The organism is Streptomyces sp. NPDC002817, from assembly GCF_053592055.1.
The window spans coordinates 19,937-41,706 of the sequence record NZ_JBSFUY010000048.1; the positions used below are offsets into that span (position 1 = coordinate 19,937).

Sequence of the window (21,770 nt, forward strand, 5' to 3'; positions counted from 1 at the left end):
CCTATAAAACTATGCACTTAGGGTGAAAGTGCCCACCGGAGGGTTTACGGAGGCCCAGCGCCGACACCGTCCCGCCGCTCCGCCCGTAGCAACGGCCACCGAGAGAACCCGAAGGCGCCCGCGGCCTGCTCGCCCGTCAGCCCCGCCCAGTGCCGGAGATCCGCCAGTCGCACCACCTCAGGCCCGGCGATCTGGGCCGGCTCCACACCCAGAGCCCTGACCATCCTGACGAAGGACGCCGGATCCGGGCTGCGCCGACCGTGCTCATACTCCCGCACCTGCTGCCGTGTCACCGCACCTCCGACTTCGCGCGCCAGCCGCCCGGCGCTCGAGCAGCGCCCCAGGTGGGCCTGCCGCAGCAACCGAATCAGCTCGACCAGTGACTACACCACTCGGCGGGACACGATCTCACCGGCCGCGGGCAGCATTGTGCCTCCGGATGAGAGAGAGTTCTGATCTCGCTCTCATCCGGACTTCGCGGGGTTGCCGGAAGGAGAGCCGCCGGACTCGATGTGTTCCCGCAACCACCGTTCCGTGCTGCTGACGTGCAGCAGTGCGGCCGCCTGGCTGAGTGGGGCGTCGCGGCCGGCCAGCGCCTCGAAGATCGCCTCGTGCTCCGTGACGGTCCTGGCCGCGACACGGGCGTCGCCCCGACCGCGCAGGATCCGGGCAGGGAGCGTGCGACCCGAGACGCCTTCGAGCAGTGCCAGCAGGGACTCGTTCCCCGTGGCCGCGACAACGGCGCGATGGAACGCCGCGTCGTGCGCGTTGAACAGCTCGACGTCGTCGCGGGCCTGCCGCATCGCGTCGAGGTGGTGCTTGACCTCGGCCAGCTGCTCATCGGTGATACGGGTGGCGGCGAGCCCGGTAGCGACCGGTTCGAGCAGCCGCCGCACCTCGATCAGGTCCAGCAGCGCGCCCGCGTCGGCCTGGAGCAGTTCCACGGCACCGCCGAGGCCCTCCAGCAATACGCTCGCCTGCAGGCTGGTGACATACGTGCCGTCGCCCCGCTTGACCTCCAGCACGCGCGCGACCGCCAGCGCCTTGACCGCCTCGCGCGCCAGATTGCGGGACAGTCCCAGCTGAGCCGCCAGCTCCGATTCCGGAGGCAGCTTCGAACCGGGAGGCAGCGCGCCGGTCCGGATCAGCTCACGAATCCGCTCGATGGCCTTGTCCGTCAGGGACACCGTGCTCCCTCTTCGTGCGTGTGCGTTTCGGGCACGTCCGGTCTGATGAGCCCCCGGGCACGCAGATCGGCCCAGAGACCACCGGGGACGGGGCGGCTGTGAAGTCCGGCGTTCCGCGTGACCTGGTCCCGGTCGCGCATGCCGAGGGTGACGTTGATGATACTGGGATGCGTGAAGGGGAACGCGATCGCTGCCGCGGGCAGGGTCGTACCGTGTTCCTCGCACACGTCCGCGATGGACCGTGCCCGCGCGACAAGCTCGACCGGAGCGTCCTGGTAGTCGTATTTCATGCCCTCCGCCGGTCGGTCGCGGGAGAGCAGGCCCGAGTTGAACACGCCGACCGCCACGATGCTCTTGCCATGCTCCGCCGCCGCGGGCAGGACGTCGTCCAGTGACGACTGGTCGAGAAGGCTGTACCTCCCCGCCAGCATGACCACGTCGGCGGCGGTCTCGCGCAGGAACCGGGCCGACATGGCCGACTGGTTCATGCCGGCCCCGATGGCCCCGACGACACCCTGGTCACGCAGGTCCGCCAGGGCGGGCATGGCCTCCTCGGCCGCCTGCTTCCAGTGGTCGTCGGGATCGTGCACGTACACGACGTCCAGCCGGTCCAGCCCCGTGCGTTCGAGAGTGTCCTCGATGGACCGGAGTACTCCGTCTCGGCTGAAGTCCCACTCCCGCCGCAGATCGTCCCGTACGACGAAGCCCTCGCTGTCGACGCCCCGGGGCCGCTCGTTGGGGACCAGCAGCCGCCCCACCTTCGAGGAGATGACGTACTCGTCGCGCGGACGGTCCCGCAGGGCCGCCCCCAGCCGGCGCTCGGAGAGACCGAGGCCGTAGTGGGGGGCGGTGTCGAAGTACCGGATGCCAGAGTCCCAGGCGGCTTCGACGGCGGCCGCCGCGTCGTGGGCCGGGGTGACCCGGTAGAGGTTGCCCACGACGGCAGCCCCGAAGCCGAGCTCGGTGAGCTCGACGGGCGTGTTGGTGATCTTTCCGCGGCGCAAGGCGCCCTCCTCGGGACGTTGGTGGTGTGTTGCCGGTCGCGGACAGGCCCTCAGCGCCGGACGTGGGCGGAGCCGCCGCCCACAAGTGCCTCGACCTCGGCGAGGGACGCCATGGAGACGTCGCCGGGGGTGGTCATGGTGAGCGCGCCATGGGCGGTGCCGTACGCGAGGGCACGCTCGAGGCCGGTCCCGGTGTGCAGGCCGTAGATCAGGCCGGCGGCGAACCCGTCACCGGATCCGATGCGGTCCAGCACGTGCAGGCCGGGCATCTCGGGGCCCGCGACGAACCCTGTCTGCGCCGACCAGGCGGCCGAGGTCCAGTCGTTGACCCCGGCCGAGGGCACGCCCCGCAGGGTCGTCGCCAGCACCCTCACTCCGGGCAGCCGGTCCGCCACCTCGGACAGTGCCTGTGACACCTCGTCGGCACCGACGCGTACCGCTCCGGGATGTACGCCCGCCAGGCCCAGGGCACCCACCACGACGTCGGCGTGCCGGGCCAGCCGGAGGTCGACCTCGCGTGCCCGTTCCGGGCCGCCCCGGCCGGCCCAGAGGCTCGGGCGGTAGTTGGGGTCGTAGGAGACGGTCGCACCGTGCCGGCGGGCGGCGGTCATCGCCTCCTCGGCGACCTGGACCGTGGTGTCCGACAACCCCGCGAAGATACCGCCGGTGTGGAACCAGCGAGCGCCCGTGGAGAAGACGAAGTCCCAGTCGATGTCGCCCGGCCGCAGCTGGGACACCGCGGTGTTCGCGCGGTCGCTGACCCCGAGGGCTCCCCGGATGCCGAAGCCGCGTTCCACGAAGTTGAGGCCGTTGCGAGCGGTGCGGCCGATGCCGTCGGCGGGAACCCAGCGGATGAGTGAGTTGTCGACCCCGCCCTGCAGGATGAGGTCCTCGGTGAGGCGGCCCACCTCGTTGTCCACGAGAGCCGTGGCGACGGCCGTCCGCAGACCGAAGCAGCGGCGCAGGCCGCGGACGACGTTGTACTCGCCGCCGCCCTCCCAGACCTGGAAGGTGCGGGCGGTGCGGATCCGGCCCTCGCCCGGGTCGAAGCGCAGCATCACCTCGCCGAGGGCGACCACCTCGGGGCCCCGCCCGGTCACGCCGCGCTCCTCTCCACTGCCTCGGCCGTCAGCCTCTGGATCTCCGCGTAGTCCCCGCGCTCCAGGTGACCGGCGGCGGCCATCCAGCTGCCGCCGACCGCGAGGACCGCCGGATGAGAGAGGTACGCGGACAGGTGCGCGGGCCCGATGCCACCCGTCGGCACGAACCGGGCCTGGGGGAACGGCGCCGCGAGAGCCTGGAGCAGCCAGGTGCCTCCCAGAGGTTCGGCCGGGAACAGCTTCACGGTGGTGAGTCCGGCTCGCAGAGCCTGCATCAGTTCCGTGGCGGTGGCGATGCCCGGCACGACCGGGACACCCAGCTCCCGGCATGTCTCCACGACCTCCGCGTCGAAGCCGGGCGAGAGCACGAAGCGGGCACCGGCCTCGACCGCCCGCTTCGCCTGCTCGGGGGTGAGGACCGTGCCGGCGCCCACGGTGAGGCCACCGTGGGCTGCCATCGCCCGCAGCGCCTGTTCGGCGTCCGGGGTGCGAAAGGTGACCTCGGCGCACCGGGCACCGCCCGCGGCGAGCGCCTCGGCCAGTGGCGCCGCCGTGGCGACGTCCGGCAGGGTCAGCACGGGCAGGATCCGGGCCCCGGACAGGGCGGCGGTCAGGTCGGTGCTCATCTGCCGAGCCATCCGCCGTCGACGGGCAGGACGGTGCCGTGGATGTAGGCGGCGGCGTCCGAGGCGAGGAAGACGGTGGCGCCCGCCAGGTCGTCCGCGTCGCCCCAGCGGCCGGCCGGGATGCGGTCCAGGATCGCCTTGCCGCGTACCGGATCCTCCCGCAGGGCCTGGGTGTTGTCGGTGGCGATGTAGCCCGGCGCGATGGCGTTGACGTTGACCCCGTGCGGGGCCCACTCGTTGGCCAGCGCCTTGGCCAGCCCGGCGATCCCGTGCTTGGCGGCGGTGTAGCCGGGCACGGTGATCCCGCCCTGGAAGCTGAGCAGCGACGCCGTGAAGATGACCTTGCCCTGGCCGCGGGCCACCATCGCCGCGCCCACCGCCCGGGTCAGCGCGAACTGCGCGTTCAGGTTGACCTGGAGAACCAACTCCCAGTCGGCATCGGAGTGTTGGGCAGCCGGGGCCCGGCGGATCGTGCCGGCGTTGTTGACGAGGATGTCCACCGGGCGTTCCCGTCCGGCCAGGTCCGCGCCCAGGGCGCGGACGGCGTCGGGGTCGGCGAAGTCGGTGCGGATCGCCTCGAAGCCGCGGCCCGTGGCGACGACGTCCTTCTCGACGTCGCTGCCGGACTCCTCCAGTGAGGCGCTGACGCCGATGACGTCCGCGCCGGCCTCGGCGAGCGCGCGGGCCATGGCCCGGCCGATGCCACGCCGGGCACCGGTGACGACGGCGAGCCTGCCGGTGAGGTCGAAGGCGGTCATACGAGGTTCTCCTCGGCCTTGTCGGTGCAGTCCACGAGGATCTTCATCACGTCGCCGCCCGCTTCCAGGGCCTCGAACGCCGAGGGCGCCTCGGCGAGCGGCACCACCTTGCTGATGAGCTGGTCGGCGGGGATCGTGCCGTCCGCGACCAGGGTCACGGCTCGCTCGAAGTCGGACCGGTCGTACAACCGGGCGCCGACCAGGGTGAGTTCGCGCCAGAAGAAGCGGTGCAGGTTCACCTCGCGGGGCTGGGGGTGAATGGCGACCAGGCACAGCCGGCCCCGGACGCCGAGGACGTCGACGGCCGTGTCCATCCCGGCGGCGGCACCCGACACCTCGAAGGCGACGTCCGCCCCCGCGTCGCCGGTCCATTCGCGCACCAGCTCGGGCACGTTCGCGGCGGCGGGGTTCCAGGTCGCCAGGCCCAGCTTCTCGGCGAGCAGGCGGCGGTGGGCGCTGAGCTCCACGACCCGGACCTCGGCACCCGCGGCGCGCGCGACCAGCGCGATGAGGACACCCACCGGTCCGCCGCCGACGACGACGACCCGTTCGCCGTCGCGCACTTCGGCCCGGCCCACGTCGTGCACGGCGACCGCCGTCGGCTCGACGAGTGCGGCGCGGTCGAGGGACAGGGAGTCCGGTAGCCGCAGGAGGGTGACGGCGGGTACGGTCCAGCGCTGTTGCATCGCTCCTGGGGAGTCGATGCCGATGAAGTCGAGGTGCTGGCAGATGTGCTGATGACCGGCCCGGCAGGCGGGGCAGGTGTCGTCCCAGCGCAGCGGCATCACGGTCACCGCGTCGCCGGGCTGCCAGCCCTCCACCTCGGGTCCCACCCGTACGATCCGGCCGGACATCTCGTGTCCGAGGACGGCCGGCGCGTGGACCCGTGTGTCCATGTCGCCGTGGAAGATGTGCAGGTCGGTGCCGCAGATGCCGACGTAGGCGGGGGCCACTTCGACCTCGCCGGGGCCGGGCGGGGAACTTTCCGCGGGGGCGGTGTCCAGGGTGCGGGCCGCGATGTAGCGGACTGCGCGTGTCATCGTCGTGGAGTCCTTTCGGTGCGGGTGCGGGTGCGGGTGCGGGTGGTGGAAGGGGTACGGCTGCGAGGCGGGCGCTTCCGGTTCGTTCCCGGACGGCGTGCTCAGCCGGGCCGCAGCCGGTAGAAGTCGGTCGCGGTGCCGGCGAGGATCGCCTGGGTCTCGCTCGCGGAACAGCCGGCGAGAAGTTCCTCCACGGTGGCGGCCCAGAGGTTCCAGCCGCCGGCGAGTACGCAGACCGGCCAGTCGGAGCCGAACATGAGCCGGTACGGGCCGAAGGCCGAGAGCAGCACGTCCCACACCGGCCGGATGTCGGCGACGGTCCACTTCTCGTGGTCGGCCTCGGTGACGAGGCCTGACGTCTTGCAGCGCACCTGTGGGTGTCTGGCCAGAAGACGGATCTGTCGTTCCCAGTCGGCCAGGTCGCCGCCGGCGATGGGCGGCTTCCCGGCGTGGTCGAGGACGATCGGCAGGTCGGGGATGCTTTCGGCGAGCCGGATCGCCTGGGGCAGCTGGTGGCTTCGGATCAGGACGTCGTAGCCGAGCCCGTGGTCGCGCACCGCGCGCAGCCCGGATTCCACGACGGGGCGATGCAGCCAGTCGGGGTCCGGCTCCGCCTGCACGATGTGCCGGACGGCGCGAAGGTGGGTGCCGCCGGGACTGGTGCGCAGCCCGTCCAGGATGTCGTTGATGGCGAGGGAGGTCAGATCCACCCACCCGACGACCGCGCCGATGAGCGGATCGGCGTCGGCCAGGGCCAGCAGCTCACGGGTCTCGGGCAGGGAGGCCAGGCACTGGACCACCACGGTCCGCTCCAGACGGCGTCCCGTGATCGTCCGGGTGGCGGTCGTGCGCAGGTGTCCGGTGCCGAAGGAGCAGCGGATCGGTTCGTGACCCGGGGCGTCCAGCCAGGGCTGGCGGCGTCGATCGAGGTTCCACACGTGGTGGTGGGCGTCGACGAGACCGGGGCGCGCGGTGTCAGACACGAGCCGCCCAGACGGGGCCGTCGGGGTAGGTGTACTCCTTGAGTGACTCGGGGTGCATCTGCGCGCCCAGCCCCGGCAGGGTCGGCGCGAGGTAGTGGCCGTCGGCGATGCGCACCGGGTCGACGAAGTGCTCGTGCAGGTGGTCGACGTACTCGATGACCCGGTCCTCGGTGGTGCCGGAGACGGCGACGTAGTCGAACATCGACAGGTGCTGCACCATTTCGCACAGGCCGACACCGCCGGCGTGCGGGCAGACCGGCACCCCGAACTTCGCGGCGAGCAGCAGGATCGCGAGGTTCTCGTTGACGCCGCCGACCCGGGCGGAGTCGATCTGCACGATGTCCACCGCGCCCGCCTGCAACAGCTGCTTGAAGACGACCCGGTTGGCCACGTGCTCACCCGTGGCGACCTTGATCGGGGCCACGGCCCTGCGGACGGCCGCGTGGCCGAGGATGTCGTCGGGGGAGGTGGGCTCCTCGATCCAGTACGGATCGTAGGGCGCCAGGGCCGTCATCCAGTCGATCGCGGGCTGGACGTCCCATCGCTGGTTGGCGTCCACGGCCACCCGGATGTCCGGGCCGACCGCCGCACGGGCGGCGCGCATCCGCCGTACGTCGTCCTCCAGCGAGGCGCCCACCTTCAGCTTGATCTGGGTGAAGCCGTCCGCGACTGCCTCCCGGGCGAGGCGGGCCAGCTTCTCGTCCGAGTAGCCGAGCCAGCCGGGAGTGGTGGTGTAGGCGGGGTAACCGCGCTCCAGCAGCCGGGCGATGCGCTCCCCGCGGCCCGGCTCGGCGCGCTTGAGGATCTCCAGAGCCTCGTCCGGGGTCAGGGCATCGCTCAGCCAACGGAAGTCGACCTGGGCCACGAGCTCCTCGGGCGACATGTCGGCCAGGAAGTGCCAGACGGGCTTGCCCGCCCGCTTCGCGGCGAGGTCCCAGGCGGCGTTGACGACCGCGCCGGTCGCCATGTGGATGGCGCCCTTCTCCGGGCCGAGCCAGCGCAGCTGGGGGTCATGGACCAGGGTGCGTGCGAACGTTCCGAGGTCCGCGCAGATCTCGTCGACGGACAGGCCGACCACATGCGGGGCGAGCGTCGAGATGGCGGCGGCCTGCGCGTCGTTGCCCCGCCCGGTGGTGAAGGCCAGGGCGTGGCCCTCCAGCCCGTCTCCGGCGTTGGTGCGCAGGACGACATAGGCCGCCGAGTAGTCGGGCTCGGGGTTCATGGCATCCGAGCCGTCCAGGTGCTCGGACGTCGGGAAACGGACGTCCAGGACGTCCAGGGCCGTGATGCGGGGGGATGAGGATGCGGCGGACGACATGACATAACTCCTGTGAAGAGGCCGGCGGGAACGAAGGCCGCCTGCGGGACGAGCGGCGGCGTCGGGGACACCGCGTCAACCAGTCGATGCGACCTTAGATCGACATACATCCCATGTCTAGATACATCAGAGAGGAACTTTGGCGAAAAAGGTCGAAATTCTCACGCCATAGATGGGATGTATATGAGAGCGCTGCGAGCTGGTCATCGATCACGACGACGTCGAGGACGCGTGGTCCGTGTACTCCCTCCACACGGTCAGGGAAGCGCCTGGCGGCCCACCTCGTCGGCGAGGGGTCCCCGGGCTCACAGCTGCCAGACCACGGGGAGCGAGGCGTCGGTGCCGTCCGCCGAGTAGTCGTGCGCGACGGCCAGCAACTGGCCCATCCGTGCCTGCCAGGCGATGTTGACCGGCAGCTTCTCCAGCTCGGCGATCATCGCCCCGTAGTCGGGAACCTCCAGCAGGTGGAAGAGGTCGGTACCGCTGCGCCAGATCGTCCACTCGCTCACCCCTGCGGCCCGGATGGCGTCGGTCAGTTCCTCGGGGACCTCGCGGTGCGCGGCCTCGTACTCCTCGATGCGGTCGGCGCGCACCTTGGTGTGCAGGGCGATTCTCATGACGGCCCTACCTTTCGAGAGAGGGTTTGAACTGGTCATTTGCAGGATCGGTGGCCCCAGGGGGCGCCGGCTGCGCCGCATGACGGGCGCCGTGCACCCGCGAGAGGCACGGACGTCACGGCCCGGCCGCCGGACGCACCCGAAGCCCCTGCATGCCGCCGTCGACGGCGAGTGAGGTGCCGGTCACGGAGGCGGCGGCCGGGCTCGCCAGGTACACGATGGCCGCCGCGACCTCGTCCGGTGTCACCAGCCGGCCCATGGGCTGACGGGAGTTGAGCGCGGCACGCTCGGCGGCCGGGTCGTCGGACGCGTCCAGCAGACGGCCGACCCAGGGCGTGTCCGCCGTACCCGGGTTGACGCAGTTCACCCGGACGCCTTCCCGGACATGGTCGGCTGCCATGGCCAGCGTCAGGGAGAGCACGGCCCCTTTGCTGGCGCAGTACGCGGCGCGCTGCGGCAGACCGGCCGTTGCGCCGATCGAGCAGGTGTTCACCACGGCCGCGTGCGACGAGCGACGCAGATGCGGGAGCGCGGCTCGCGTGGTGCGGACGATCCCGAGGACGTTGACGTCCAGGACGCGATGCCACGCGTCGTCGGAGGTGTCCTCGATCGTGCCGATGGCTCCGACGCCCGCGTTGTTGACCAGGATGTCGATGCCGCCGAGATCCCGGGCGGCCGCCGCGACGGCCGCCCGCACCGAGGTGTCGTCGGCGACGTCGGCGGTGACACCGAGCAGCGGCCGCGTCACACCGGACGGGTCGAGGTCGAGGACGGCGACGTCCGCGCCCTGGGCGCTCAGCATCCGGGCCGTTGCCAGCCCGATGCCGGACGCGCCGCCCGTGACCAAGGCTTTCAGACCTGTCAGCGCACTCATGCCGAGTCCTTGCGTCCGTCACCCGCGTCGGTGCGCGGCACCACGTAGGCGGCCGAGTGGTCGGGGTCCGGGTTCATCGCGTCCGAGCCGTCCAGGTCACGGGAGGTGGGGAACCGGATGTCGTAGGTGTCGACCGCGGTGATCCGGTGTGCGTTCGCTGTCACGGGGCTGCCTTTCAGGCTTGCGCGAAGGTCTGGCGCTGTCCGCCCAGTCCGTCGATGGAGAGTTCGGCCGTGTCGCCGGGCCGCAGGAACGGCGTGCCCGGAAGGCCCAGGGCGACGCCCGCGGGGGTTCCGGTGTTGATCACGTCACCCGGCTCCAGGACCATGTACTGGCTCAGGTAGGCGACGATCCGCGCCACCGGGAAGATCATGTCCGTCGTGTTGCCCTGCTGACGCTTCACACCGTTGACGCTCAGATGCAGTCCGAGGCTCTGCGGGTCCGCGACCTCGTCGGCGGTGACCAGCCACGGGCCGAGCGGGTTGAAGGTCTCGCAGGACTTGCCGAGGTCCCACTGGGACGAGAATTCGAGCTGGAACTCGCGTTCGGAGACGTCGTGGCTGATCGCATAGCCGGCGATGACGTCCGCGGCCTCCTCAGGACCGGTCAGGTAGCGTGCCCGTCGGCCGATGACGACGGCGAGTTCCACCTCCCAGTCGGTCCTGGTCGAGCCACGGGGGATCAGGACGTCGTCGTACGGGCCGACGACCGTGCCGGGGTCCTTCATGAAGACCACCGGACGGGACGGAATAGCCGCCCCGGTCTCGGCGGCGTGGTCGAGGTAGTTCAGGCCGATGCAGACGACCTTGCCAGGACGGGCCACGGGGGCGCCCACCCTGAGGCCCTCGGCGTCGAACTCCGCGAGCGCGCCGGCCACGAGCCCCGCCCGGAGCCGGTCGAGGCCACCGGAGGCGAGGAAGACACCATCGAAGTCCGTGGTGATCGCGGACGCGTCGAGGAACCGGCCGTCATCGGTACGGACAACCGGTACCTCTTCGCCACGGGCGCCGAGGCGGAGGAGTTTCAACGGGAGCAGCTCCCTCATGAGGTGGTGCGGATGCGGTGCAGTCGCCAGTGATCGACATACATGGGATGACTGACGCCAGGCACGACTGTAGGCAGCCGGCAGGCCACCTGGCAATGCAGTGATGGGATGTATGAACTCTCACTTCTCGTCCAGATGCCAGACTTTGGGTGAATACAGTCGATATAGCGAGACGTCTTGGTGGCCAGAGCATCTACTTTCTCGATCAATTCCTGGGATGGATCTGGTGTTTCCCGTCCGAGGCGTTGCCAAATCGTAAGGTGCTCCCGCTGGCGCCCTCTCGGCTGAAGATCCAGGTAAATGGCCAGCTCAGAAGTGTGCCGTGGCGCCCCCCGACAGCCCCTGCGGGCGTTCACGCGGCATTCCGTGGCCCGATATCGCGTGAATCATTGTGAACCGGCTCTTGTCATCGTCGGCAACGTCGCCGTAACGTCCTCACCGCTCAGGAGACATGGGAGCAATCCACCGAGACCTCGTCTCTTTCATGACGCCGTCGTGGCACCTGCACGGCGTTCCGTCCGGAAGGCGAGGGCCGTCTCCCGTCACCCTCCCCGCCCCTCCCCTCCCCACGGCTCGCACTCCGGCCAAGAAGAGAGATCCAGGCCATGAAGCTTCCCCGCACCCGTTCCACCGCCACCGCCGCCACCGCCGTTCTCGCGGTGCTGGCCCTCACCACCGCCTGCAACCGGGAGAGCGGCGACTCCACCTCGGCGGGCGGCAGCGACAAGCCCGCCATCGGTATCGACCTGCCCCGGTCGGACACCGACTTCTGGAACTCCTACGCGCAGTACCTGAAGAAGGGCATCAAGACCGACGGCATCAACGCGCTGCCGCTCAGCAACTCGCAGAACGACGTCACCAAGCTGGTCGCCAACGTCCAGGTGTTCCAGAACACCGGCGCCAAGGCTGTCGTCATGGCACCCCAGGACACCGGCGCGATCGTCTCCACCCTCGACACCCTCGCGTCGAAGAAGATCCCCGTGGTCAGCGTCGACACGAGACCCGACAAGGGTGACGTCTACATGGTCGTGCGCGCCGACAACCGGGCCTACGGCACCAAGGCCTGCGAGTTCCTCGGCAAGCAACTCGGTGGCAAGGGCAAGGTCGCGGAGTTCCAGGGCGCCCTGGACTCGATCAACGGCCGCGACCGTTCCGAGGCCTTCGCCGAGTGCATGAAGGAGAAGTTCCCCAAGATCAAGTTCTTCGAGCTGCCCACCGACTGGAAGGGCGACGTGGCCTCCGCCAAGCTGCAGAGCCTGCTCGCCCAGCACCCCGACCTGAACGGCATCTACATGCAGGCCGGCGGCGCGTTCCTGCAGCCCACCCTGGCCCTGCTGGAGCAGAAGGGCCTGCTCAAGCCGGCCGGCCAGAAGGGCCACATCTCGATCGTCTCCAACGACGGCATCCCGCAGGAGTTCGACGCCATCCGCAAGGGCCAGATCGACGCCACCGTCTCCCAGCCCGCCGACCTCTACGCCAAGTACGCGCTCTACTACGCGCAGGCCGCTGCCGAGGGCAAGACCTTCCAGCCGGGCCCGACCGACCACGATTCGACGATCATCAAGCTCGCCAACGGCCTGGAGGACCAGCTGGCGGCGCCGCTGGTGACCAAGGACAACGTGGACGACAAGACCCTGTGGGGCAACAACGTCGGCCAGTGACCGACCGGTCGCACGGCGCGCGGCGGACGGGGGTGGCCCCGTCCCCCCGCCACGCTCTCTCCCCTCCGCAACGAAGGACGGTACCCCCATGGCGGACACCGCGGCCGCCCCGGCGAACAGCGCCGGGGACAGGGCCCCCGTGGCCGAGGCGATCGGCGTCTCCAAACGATTCGGCGCCACCGTGGCACTGCGCGACGCCCGCATCGCGATCACCGCGGGCGAGTCGCACGCCCTGGTCGGACGCAACGGCGCCGGCAAGTCCACTCTCGTCTCGATCCTGACCGGGCTGCAGCAGCCCGACACCGGAACGCTCAGGTTCTCCGGGGAGGCGGCTCCCGCGTTCGGGGACACCGACGCCTGGCGTTCCCGGGTCGCCTGCGTCTACCAGCGGTCCACCATCATCGGTGAGCTCACCGTCGCCGAGAACCTCTTCCTGAACCGGCAGAGCCCCGCGGCCCTGGCCCCCATCCGCTGGAAGGGCCTGCGCCGCAGGGCGGAGGAACTGCTCGGCGAGTACGGCGTCGACGTCGATGCCGCGGCCGCCGCGAAGGACCTGACCGTGGAACAGCGGCAGTTCGTCGAGATCGCGCGGGCACTGTCGTTCGGCGCGCGCTTCATCATCCTGGACGAACCGACCGCCAAACTCGACGCACGCGGCATCGGCAGACTCTTCGACAAGCTGCGTGACCTCCGGAGCCAGGGCGTCGCCTTCCTGTTCATCTCGCACCACCTCCAGGAGGTCTACGACCTCTGCAGCACCGTCACCGTCTACCGCGACGCCACCCACATCCTCACCGCGCCCGTCGCCCAGCTCGGTCACCAGGCCCTGGTAGAGGCCATGACCGGCGAGTCCGCGAAGCTCACGTCCGTCACCGGACCCGGCCCGGCCGTCGCGACCGGCGCGGGCGAGGAACTGCTGGCCGTGGACGCGCTCACAGTGCCGGGCACCATTGAGAACCTCTCCCTGTCGGTCCGCTCGGGCGAGGTCGTCGGCCTCGCGGGCGCCACCGCCAGCGGCAACGTCCAGGTCGGCGAGACACTGGCCGGTCTGCACCGCGCGGAGAGCGGCACAGTCAAGATCGTCGGGCGCCCCCTGCGCACCGGCGACATTCCCGCCGCACTCGCCGCGGGCGTCGGCTTCGTGCCGGAGGACCGTCACCTCCAGGGGCTGGTGGCCGACCGCAGCGTCGCCGAGAACGCGACGCTCACTGTCACCGACCAGCTGGGGCCCTACGGGACCGTCCTTCCCTCCCGCACGCGGACCTTCGCCGGACGCATGATCCACAAGCTCGACATCAAGACCCCCGGAGGCGGCACGCCCGTCTCCGCGCTGTCAGGCGGCAACCAGCAGAAGGTCGTCATCGCCCGCGCGATGGCCACCGACCCCCATGTACTGGTCGCGATCCGCCCCACGAACGGTGTCGACGTCAAGTCCAAGGAGTTCCTGCTCGGCACGATCCGGCAGGTCGCCGACGGGGGCAAGGCCGCCGTGATCGTCTCCGACGAACTCGACGACCTCAAGGTGTGCGACCGCGTCGTCGTCATGTTCCACGGACGAGCCGTAGCGGAGTTCGACCGGGACTGGAGCGATCGCGACCTGGTCGCCGCCATGGAAGGCGTCGCACAGTCGTCGCCGGCATCCCCCGCCGAACAGACCGAACAGACCGAACAGCACGGAAGGTAGTCATGTCCGCCACCACAGATGTCACCGAACCCCACGTGACCGCGGCGGAGGCACCGGCCCGCGCAGCCCGCCGCGGCCTCGGTCTCGGCCGCTTCCGTGACCTGTCACTGGTCCCGGCCATCCTCGTCCTCGGCGTGATCGGCTTCATCGTCTCGCCGGCCTTCCTCACCTCCGACAACCTCATCGGAGTGGCACAGCAGTCCACCGAGCTGAGCCTGCTCGTCCTCGCGACGACCCTGATCCTCGTCGCCGGACGCATGGACCTGTCGCTGGAGTCCACCATCGGCGTGGCCCCGGTCATCGCCGTGTGGCTCGTCCTGCCCGCCGACGGCGGCCGGTTCAACGGCCTCGGCCTGTTCCCCGAGTGGATGGCCGTCCCCCTCTGCCTGGCCGTCGGCGCGGTGATCGGCGCCGTCAACGGCTTCCTCATCCTCAAGCTGCGGCTCAACGGCTTCATCGTCACCCTCGGCGCCCTCACCATGCTGCGCGGTCTGCAGGTCGCCCTCTCCGAGGGCCAGTCCATCGTCGAACTCCCCTCCTCCTTCACCTACCTCGGCCGGGCGTCCTGGCTGGGCATGCCGGCGGCCATCTGGATCTGCGCGGCGCTGTTCGCACTCGGCGCGGGGGCGCTGTCCTGGCTGCGCCACGGACGCGCGCTGTACGCGATCGGCGGCAACGCGGAGGCCGCCCGCACCGCCGGTATACGTGTCGACCGCATCGTCTGGATCGTCCTCATCGTCGGCAGCCTGCTCGCCGCGTTCGCCGGGATCCTCTACAGCGGCCACTACGGCTCCATCTCCGCCACCCAGGGCAGCGGATGGATCTTCCAGGTGTTCGCCGCGACCGTCATCGGCGGCGTCAGCCTCAACGGCGGCAGGGGCTCGGTCCTCGGCGCACTCACCGGCGTACTGACGCTTCAGCTGGTCGTCAACGTGATGACCCTGGCGGGTGTGCCCCCGCTGTGGAACCAGTTCCTCAACGGCGCGATCATCATCGTCGCCCTGATCATCTCCCGCTTCGCCTCCGGCGAGAAGCAGGAGTAGGCGCGCAGAGAGGCGATCCCGTGTCCCTGACGGACGAGGCCATCGAAAGGATCAAAGCGATGATCCTCAACGGCGAGCTCGCCCCGGGCTCCCGCCTGCCGACCGAGGAAGTGCTCGCAGGGCAGTTCGGTCTCTCGCGCAGCACCCTTCGTGAGGCGGTGCGAGCCCTTACCGCCATGCGGATCCTCGTGGTCCGTCGGGGTTCCGGGATGTACGTCTCCAGTCTCGAACCCCACCTTCTGCTGGAGACGCTGTCCTTCGCCGCGGACGTCTCCCAGGGCCGTACCGCGCTGCAACTGCTCCAGGTTCGCCGGATGCTGGAGCCGGCGGCCACCGGGGCGGCGGCCGCGGTACTCGGCGCCAGGGACCTCAGGGCGCTCAGGAGAATCCTGGACCGCGGCCGCACCGCCGCCACGGTCGAGGAGTTCGTGGTCCACGACACGGCCTTCCATCTCCGGATCGTCGAAGCGGTCGGCAACCCCGTGCTGTCGATGCTGCTCCAGGTGCTCTCCAGCCGGACCCAGCGGGTCCGGATCCTGCGCGGCAGCCATGTCGAACGCTCCTTGGACAGGGCACACCAGGACCACGAGGAGATCCTTCACGCGCTGCAGGCCCGCGACGCCCTTCTCGCCGCATCGGCCGCCGCCGTCCACATCTGCACGGTCGAGCGGTGGCTGGCGGAGAGCCTGACCGAAGCCGACCGTCCGCCGGTGGACGGTCGGCTGACCGGGTACCGGGACTCGAACCCGGCCATGACCACCACGTCCCAGTGACGTCGCCATCCAGCAGACCCCGCCCCGCCCGGGCGCCGAACACCCGCGCCTGAGCCCCCTCCCGCGTTTCTCACTGTCAACCATCGGAACACTCAGTTGCCTTGGAGGCCTCTCAATGTCGAGAGCGATCAACAGACGGCAGTTCCTCGCCGGTACGACGGCCGTCGCGGCGGCCGCGGTCACGGGCGGACTGTTCGGCGCCGGCCCCGCCCTGGCCGCACCGTCCACGTACACGCCCACGTGGGACTCGGTGAACCAGCACCCGGCGTCTCCCGAGTGGTTCCAGGACGCCAAGTTCGGCGTCTACTTCCACTGGGGCGTGTTCAGCGTCCCCGCCTACGACAGTGAGTGGTATCCGCGGAACATGTACTTCGGCGGCAGTGGCGTGAACAACCACCACACCGCCACGTACGGCGCCCCCTCGGTGTGGCCGTACCACAACTTCATCAACGGAGCGAACGACAAGGCGGGCAACTTCACCCAGTTCGCGCCGAAGCTGAAGTCGGCCGGCGGCAACTTCGATCCCGACGAGTGGGCGCAGCTGTTCGTGGACGCGGGTGCGAAGTTCGCCGGGCCGGTCGCCGAGCACCACGACGGCTTCTCGATGTGGGACAGCCAGGTCAACGAGTGGAACTCGGTCGCCAAGGGGCCGAAGCTGAACCTGCTGAAGCTGTTCACCGACGCCGTCCGGGCGAAGAACCTCAAGCTGCTGGTGTCGATGCACCACGCCTACAACTACCTCGGCTACTTCGAGGCCGCCCCGGCGCAGTCCGACACCAGCCTGAAAAAGCTCTACGGGCAGCTGGACAGGACCACGGAGGACCAGCTCTGGTACGACAAGCTCAAGGAGGTCGTCGACCTGGCCAAGCCGGACATCGTCTACCAGGACGTCCACCTGGACGAGATCGCCGAGACGCAGTTGCTGAACTTCCTCTCCTACTACTACAACCAGGCCAACTCGTGGGGCCGGGAGGTCGTCGCCACCTACAAGGACGGCTTCAACAGCCACGGCGAGGTCTTCGACTACGAGCGGGGCGGCCCGGCCGACGTCACCTCGCCCTACTGGCTCACCGACGACAGCGTCTCCAGCACCAGCTGGTGCTACACGGAGGGCATCGGCTACTACACGGCACAGCTGCTGCTGCACGCGATGATCGACCGGATCAGCAAGAACGGCACCGTCCTGCTCAACATCGCGCCCAAGGCCGACGGCACCATCCCGCAGGGCCAGCGCGACATCCTGCTGGGCATCGGCGACTACCTGGGGCGCTTCGGCGAGTCCGTCTACTCGACCCGGGCCTGGACCGCCTACGGCGAGGGCCCGACGAAGATGGGCGGCGGCACCTTCATGAACCCGAGCGCCGGCACCGCCCAGGACATCCGCTTCACCCGGAACAAGGCGAACACCACCCTCTACGCCACGGTCCTCGGCTGGCCCGGCAGCTCGCTGACCGTCAAGACGCTCGGCTCCAGCCGCGTCAACCTGGGCTCGCTGACCTCGGTGAAGCTGCTCGACAGCACGGCCGGCGCCTACATCGACCTCCCGAACCGGACCCAGGACGCGTCCGGGCTCACGGTGACCCTGCCGTCGTCGGCACCGTTCTCCGCCCCCATGTACGTGCTGAAGCTGACCTTCTCCGGCCAGATCCCCACGCTGCAGCCGGTCGACGGTGCCCTGGTGTACACAGACGTCAACTACGCCGGTACCTCCGCCGCGCTCGGCCTGGGCGACTACACCGCCGACCAGCTCGACCTGCACGGGATACCCGCGCTCAGCATCTCCTCGCTGAAGCTCGCCCCGGGCCAGCAGGTCGTCGCCTACTCCGGCGACGACTTCACCGGCACCCAGTGGACCTTCACCGCCGACAACGCCGACCTGCGGGTCACCGGCCAGAACGACAGGATCACCTCGCTGAAGGTGCAGTTCAACCCGTCGGCCTACCTCAAGATCATCAACTACACCGACGGCCTGGCCCTGGACAGCGGCGGCAACGTCGCCGGCGGATCCGACCTCAAGCAGTGGCACTACTTCGACAGCGCCAACCTCCAGTGGCAGGCGGTCGAGGTCGGCAACGGCTACTACAAGCTGGTCAACCGCACCAACGGCATGGTCGCCGACAGCTGGGGCGCCACCAACAACGGCGCCGCCTGCAAGCAGCTGGCCTGGAACGGCCATACCAACCAGCAGTGGAAGATCACGCACCGCGGAGGCGGTCAGTACAACATCGTCAACCGCACCACGGGCAAGCTCCTGGACGGCGGCGGCAACGTCTCCGAGGGCTCCGTCACCAAGCAGTGGGAGTGGGGCAACAGCACCAATCTGCAGTGGACCATCAGCCCCGTCTGACCCGTTCCCCAGAGCCCATGGCCCGGTGCGGTGCCGAACCCCGGCCCGCACCAGGCCATGCGAACAGGCAAGACCCCTCGCCGCGGCCACGCACCGCGGTCGCGGCTGGGTTGCGCGGGCCGACCGCCCCGAAGAGCGGCTCCGGACCGGCCCGCGCCCAAGGCAGACGACCCTGACCACCAAGTGAAGAGGGACGCTTCCATGCAGACGAGACAACCGTTCCGCAGGTTGGGCGCGCAGGTTGCCGCGCTGACGCTGGCCATCGCAGGCGGGGTGGCGGCTCTGGCCCCGTCGCCCGCGCAGGCCGCGAGCGACACGATCGGCGTGACTCTGACCACGTCGGACCTGAGTCAGGCCCTGACCCCGCAGCCGGGCATCGCTCTAGGCGCGGTGTCCTCGGGCAGCGTGAACCTGACGGTGGACGACACGCAGTCCTACCAGACCATCGACGGATTCGGCGCCGCCTTCAGCGACACCTCGGCCTACCTCCTGCAGAACAAGCTCGACGCCACCACCCGCGACCGGGTGATGCGTGACCTGTTCACCCGCGGCTCCGGCATCGGCCTGTCGCTGATGCGGGTACCCATGGGCTCCTCCGACTACACGGCGACCCCGGCGAGCAACCCCTCCACCTACTCCTACGACGACAACGGCGGCACCGCCGACCCGACCCTGGCCAACTTCTCCACCTCCCACGACGACGCCTACATCACCCCGATCATCAAGCAGGCCCAGGCGCTCAACCCGTCGATGAAGCTCTTCGCCAACAACTGGAGCCCGCCGGCCTGGATGAAGACCACCAACACGATGCTGGGCCAGGGCAACGGCACGCTCAGGTCCGACATGTACGGCCCGCTCGCGCAGTACTACGTCAAGTTCCTCCAGGAGTACAAGGCCAAGGGCGTCGACGTCTGGGGCATCACCCCGCAGAACGAGCCGACGATCTCACCGGCCACGTACTCGGCCATGCTGTGGGCCGCGGGCGACGAGGCGAGATTCATCGCGGACGACCTCGCCCCCGCACTGCAGCAGGCAGGTCTGAGCGACACGAAGATCCTCGGCGGGGACGCCGACCACGTGGACGTCAACTACGCCAACACGCTGATGGGCAACCAGGCGGCACGCGACGCGCTGTACGGCACGGCGTGGCACTGCTACCAGAACGACCTCGGCAGGATGACCACGATCCACAACTCCTACCCGGACAAGCGGCTCTACGAGAGCGAGTGCTCCACCGGCCCGGGGATCGCCCCGATGAACGCCGCCCAGCTCGTCCTGGAGTCCACCTTCAACTGGGCGAGCGGCGCCCTGCTGTGGAACCTGGCGCTCGACACCGACGGCGGCCCGAAGATGGGCGTCGGCTGCGACAACTGCACCGGCCTGGTCACCATCGACCAGGCGACCGGCAAGGCCACGTACACCGACAACTACTACCAGCTGGGTCAGTTCTCGAAGTTCGTCGTTCCCGGCGCCACGCGCATCGGCTACAGCGACGGCGGCAACGTCTGGGCCCAGGCCTACAAGAACCCCGACGGCGGTGAGGTTCTGGTCGCACACAACAACAACACCAGCAGTACCGCTTTCACGCTCACCTGGAACAACGCCGGATCCTTCCAGTACACCCTGCCCGCCGGCGCCACGGTGACCTTCACCCGGGGCGCGCAGACGGCCGCCACGCAGATCGTCGGCCAGGGCTCGAACCGGTGCCTGGACGACACCGGCAACCCGGCCAACGGTGTCCAGCAGTACATCTGGGACTGCACGTCCGGGAACGCCAACCAGTCCTACCTCTACTCGGCGGGCCGTGAACTCCAGGTCGCGGGCAAGTGTCTTGGCGCGTCCGGGAACGGCACCACCAACGGAACCAAGGTCATCACCTGGGACTGCAACGGCGGCTCCAGCCAGAAATGGACCTTCCACGCGGACGGCAGCGTCACCAACGACCTGTCCGGACTCTGTCTCGACGTGACCGGCACGGCCACGGCGAACGGGTCCAAGGTCCAGCTGTGGAGCTGCACCGGCGCGTCCAACCAGAAGTGGTCCGTCTCCAGCGGAGGCTGACGGGTAGGACGACACCCGGCCGGGCCGCGAGTGTGCCACGGATCGGCCGGGCCCTGCGTCACGCTCTGCTGCGGCTCTATCCGAACGCGAAGCCGCGAAGCTCACCGCGCAGCGTGATCCAGCGGAGTTCGCCGAACTCCTTGGTCGTGCCCGCGCCGGTCGTGACGCTCGCTCTCGCACCGTGATTCCCACCGTGGTTCGAGTTCGTCGAGCAACTCGCCGAAGTGTTGGCGCGTCACGCCGCAGAAGGCAGGATGAGACAGGGCCGCGCGGGCCCACTTCTTGATCACACTTGAAGAACCCGCGCGGCCATCGTCATGTCACGGCCCCACCCCGCACATGCACACCTGTCCCTGGTGCACGAACGCGCCGTAGACGGCGGCATCGACCGCATAGGGCAGGTCGGCGTCGGCGAGGATGAGAAGCGGGCTCTGGCCGCTGAGCTGGAGGACGACGCGCTTGAGGTGGCGGCCGGTGGGCGTCGAGCCGGTGAAGTTGACGCGGCGCACGGCGGGATAGGAGATGAGCGCGTCCGCTATGGCGCTGGCGTCGCCCGGGGCGGTTCAAAGAGTGCGCCCTCGTCCTTTCCGAGGCGTTCCTTGATCAGAGCACGGCGCTCCTCCAGGACACGGGCGAGGTTGAAGATCGCCGGCCTCTTGCTCTCGGGTGACGTTTCGCGTCCCCGGAAGATTGCAATGGCGTGGCGCACGCCGGCGGTGATGTCGGGCGGGCTGTCGTGGAGGGCGCGGTGCACCAGCTCGGAGCAGGCATCGTCGGTGACTGCGACGAGGCGTCCTAGGTCCTCTCCCTCTGCGGCCGCGAGAAGCACTGCGCCAGCCGGGGCGCCGGCCGGAGGCCCAACGCAAAGATCGCCGCTACGCCTCTGGGTAAGCGCAGGCCAGAGGCGCTCTCATTTCCAATGTCCCGAACTCGCACTACTTCGACGTCCATCGAAATGACAGTGTGCAGGTCAGAGGCCTCGTCAACTCTCGTTTTCAGCGGTAGCCCTCCTTCACCACCATCGCTCGTCACGAGCGTTCATCACGAGAATCGAGAGCTCACCATGGAGCGTCGTTCCATGCTCAGGGGTGGAGCCGCCGCCGCGTTCGGCGCGCTCGCCATCACCGCTGTCACTACCGGTAGCCCGTTAAACCCGGCGGTAGTGGGGCTTGACGCCTGCTCGGGGTGTTCGTAGAGCGGGAGGGAGGACCCGTTGCCTCAGGGAGGAGCGATGACCGAGCGACGTGCCTGCCCGCCCGCCCCGGGCCCGCTGGAGGAGTACGCGGCCCGCTTTGATGACCTGCTGGTCTCGCTCGCGCAGCGACGCGGCCTGCGCGAATACCTGACGGCCCTGCTGGCGCCGCGGGACCGAAACAAGACGCTGACCTGCCTGGCCGGCGCCGAGCCGGTGACCGGCTCGAAGGACGCGGCCGTGCAGCGACTGCAGTTCTTCCTGGACCTCGCCGCCCTGTTCATGTGGGCGCCCGACACGCGGATCCTGTCGCATCCGCTGCGGGTGGCGAAGAACGAGCTGACCGCGGTCACCGGCGTGATGCAGGGCACCTTCACCCGCCCCATGCCGGTCGGCAAGGGCGGTTTCATCCAGCCGACCGGCAAGAAGTACGCCATCAACATGGCCACGGTCGGCA

At 69.6% G+C, this 21,770-nt stretch carries 19 protein-coding genes and 3 pseudogenes; 7 read left to right on the forward strand and 15 right to left on the reverse strand.

The window, feature by feature from the left end; all coding sequences use genetic code 11:
• Positions 1 to 44 precede the first annotated feature (44 nt).
• From ACWD3I_RS45065 to ACWD3I_RS45125, 13 genes and pseudogenes are all read right to left on the reverse strand, one after another.
• Complete coding sequence (locus ACWD3I_RS45065; RefSeq protein WP_365406078.1) at positions 45 to 362, reverse strand: helix-turn-helix domain-containing protein; 318 nt, start codon at positions 360 to 362, stop codon at positions 45 to 47.
• 102 nt (positions 363 to 464) lie between these two features.
• Positions 465 to 1,187 carry a FadR/GntR family transcriptional regulator gene (locus tag ACWD3I_RS45070; protein ID WP_365406081.1) on the reverse strand — a complete coding sequence of 241 codons (723 nt, stop codon included), beginning with the start codon at positions 1,185 to 1,187 and terminating at the stop codon, positions 465 to 467.
• Positions 1,178 to 2,191, reverse strand: a complete 1,014-nt coding sequence (locus ACWD3I_RS45075) for an aldo/keto reductase (protein WP_365406083.1) — start codon at positions 2,189 to 2,191, stop codon at positions 1,178 to 1,180. The genes ACWD3I_RS45070 and ACWD3I_RS45075 overlap by 10 nt, the downstream gene beginning before the upstream one ends.
• Before the next feature lie 50 nt (positions 2,192 to 2,241).
• Positions 2,242 to 3,291, reverse strand: a complete 1,050-nt coding sequence (locus ACWD3I_RS45080; RefSeq protein WP_365406086.1) for a sugar kinase — start codon at positions 3,289 to 3,291, stop codon at positions 2,242 to 2,244.
• Positions 3,288 to 3,917: a bifunctional 4-hydroxy-2-oxoglutarate aldolase/2-dehydro-3-deoxy-phosphogluconate aldolase gene (locus ACWD3I_RS45085; protein WP_365406090.1), complete on the reverse strand. Its 630-nt coding sequence runs from the start codon at positions 3,915 to 3,917 to the stop codon at positions 3,288 to 3,290. Before ACWD3I_RS45085 ends, ACWD3I_RS45080 begins: the two co-directional genes overlap by 4 nt.
• Positions 3,914 to 4,675 (reverse strand): SDR family oxidoreductase, encoded by a 762-nt coding sequence (locus ACWD3I_RS45090; protein WP_365406093.1) that lies wholly within the window; start codon positions 4,673 to 4,675, stop codon positions 3,914 to 3,916. Before ACWD3I_RS45090 ends, ACWD3I_RS45085 begins: the two co-directional genes overlap by 4 nt.
• Positions 4,672 to 5,715, reverse strand: a complete 1,044-nt coding sequence (locus ACWD3I_RS45095) for a zinc-dependent alcohol dehydrogenase (RefSeq protein WP_365406096.1) — start codon at positions 5,713 to 5,715, stop codon at positions 4,672 to 4,674. Before ACWD3I_RS45095 ends, ACWD3I_RS45090 begins: the two co-directional genes overlap by 4 nt.
• 101 nt (positions 5,716 to 5,816) lie before the next feature.
• Positions 5,817 to 6,698 (reverse strand): amidohydrolase family protein, encoded by an 882-nt coding sequence (locus ACWD3I_RS45100; protein ID WP_365406099.1) that lies wholly within the window; start codon positions 6,696 to 6,698, stop codon positions 5,817 to 5,819.
• Positions 6,691 to 8,016 carry an L-fuconate dehydratase gene (locus ACWD3I_RS45105; protein WP_365406102.1) on the reverse strand — a complete coding sequence of 442 codons (1,326 nt, stop codon included), beginning with the start codon at positions 8,014 to 8,016 and terminating at the stop codon, positions 6,691 to 6,693. Before ACWD3I_RS45105 ends, ACWD3I_RS45100 begins: the two co-directional genes overlap by 8 nt.
• A 305-nt stretch (positions 8,017 to 8,321) precedes the next feature.
• A complete protein-coding gene (locus ACWD3I_RS45110) occupies positions 8,322 to 8,633 on the reverse strand; it encodes an L-rhamnose mutarotase (RefSeq protein ID WP_365406105.1) in 312 nt (103 codons plus the stop codon).
• 115 nt (positions 8,634 to 8,748) lie between these two features.
• Entirely contained in the window at positions 8,749 to 9,507 is a 759-nt protein-coding gene (locus tag ACWD3I_RS45115; protein WP_365406108.1) for an SDR family NAD(P)-dependent oxidoreductase, read from the reverse strand.
• 5 nt (positions 9,508 to 9,512) lie between these two features.
• Positions 9,513 to 9,671: pseudogene (locus ACWD3I_RS45120) on the reverse strand (fuconate dehydratase); the annotation flags it as partial.
• Positions 9,672 to 9,682: 11 nt separating this feature from the next.
• A complete protein-coding gene (locus ACWD3I_RS45125) occupies positions 9,683 to 10,534 on the reverse strand; it encodes a fumarylacetoacetate hydrolase family protein (protein WP_365406156.1) in 852 nt (283 codons plus the stop codon).
• 623 nt (positions 10,535 to 11,157) lie between these two features.
• Here ACWD3I_RS45125 and ACWD3I_RS45130 point away from each other — a divergent pair.
• The 6 genes from ACWD3I_RS45130 (at position 11,158) to ACWD3I_RS45155 (ending at position 20,121) form a co-directional block, all read left to right on the forward strand.
• The gene (locus ACWD3I_RS45130) at positions 11,158 to 12,213 is read left to right on the forward strand and encodes a sugar ABC transporter substrate-binding protein (protein WP_365406111.1); all 1,056 of its coding nucleotides are present in this window, start codon (positions 11,158 to 11,160) and stop codon (positions 12,211 to 12,213) included.
• 88 nt (positions 12,214 to 12,301) lie between these two features.
• Positions 12,302 to 13,897: a sugar ABC transporter ATP-binding protein gene (locus ACWD3I_RS45135; protein ID WP_365406114.1), complete on the forward strand. Its 1,596-nt coding sequence runs from the start codon at positions 12,302 to 12,304 to the stop codon at positions 13,895 to 13,897.
• Positions 13,898 to 13,899: 2 nt separating this feature from the next.
• Positions 13,900 to 14,940 (forward strand): ABC transporter permease, encoded by a 1,041-nt coding sequence (locus ACWD3I_RS45140; protein WP_365406117.1) that lies wholly within the window; start codon positions 13,900 to 13,902, stop codon positions 14,938 to 14,940.
• 20 nt (positions 14,941 to 14,960) lie between these two features.
• Complete coding sequence (locus ACWD3I_RS45145; protein ID WP_365406120.1) at positions 14,961 to 15,713, forward strand: FadR/GntR family transcriptional regulator; 753 nt, start codon at positions 14,961 to 14,963, stop codon at positions 15,711 to 15,713.
• A gap of 115 nt (positions 15,714 to 15,828) precedes the next feature.
• Positions 15,829 to 18,060, forward strand: a complete 2,232-nt coding sequence (locus tag ACWD3I_RS45150) for an alpha-L-fucosidase (RefSeq protein ID WP_365406123.1) — start codon at positions 15,829 to 15,831, stop codon at positions 18,058 to 18,060.
• A 201-nt stretch (positions 18,061 to 18,261) separates the two neighbouring features.
• A complete protein-coding gene (locus tag ACWD3I_RS45155; RefSeq protein WP_365406126.1) occupies positions 18,262 to 20,121 on the forward strand; it encodes a ricin-type beta-trefoil lectin domain protein in 1,860 nt (619 codons plus the stop codon).
• 320 nt (positions 20,122 to 20,441) lie between these two features.
• On the opposite strand, the gene ACWD3I_RS45160 is transcribed toward ACWD3I_RS45155, so the two are convergent.
• Together ACWD3I_RS45160 and ACWD3I_RS45165 are read right to left on the reverse strand one after the other, a co-directional pair.
• Entirely contained in the window at positions 20,442 to 20,630 is a 189-nt protein-coding gene (locus ACWD3I_RS45160; protein ID WP_365406129.1) for an aldehyde dehydrogenase family protein, read from the reverse strand.
• 53 nt (positions 20,631 to 20,683) lie between these two features.
• Positions 20,684 to 20,941: pseudogene (locus ACWD3I_RS45165) on the reverse strand (hypothetical protein); the annotation flags it as partial.
• A gap of 411 nt (positions 20,942 to 21,352) precedes the next feature.
• Here ACWD3I_RS45165 and ACWD3I_RS45170 point away from each other — a divergent pair.
• Positions 21,353 to 21,577 (forward strand): annotated as a pseudogene (locus tag ACWD3I_RS45170) (IS701 family transposase); the annotation flags it as partial.
• Between the last annotated feature and the right edge of the window lie 193 nt (positions 21,578 to 21,770).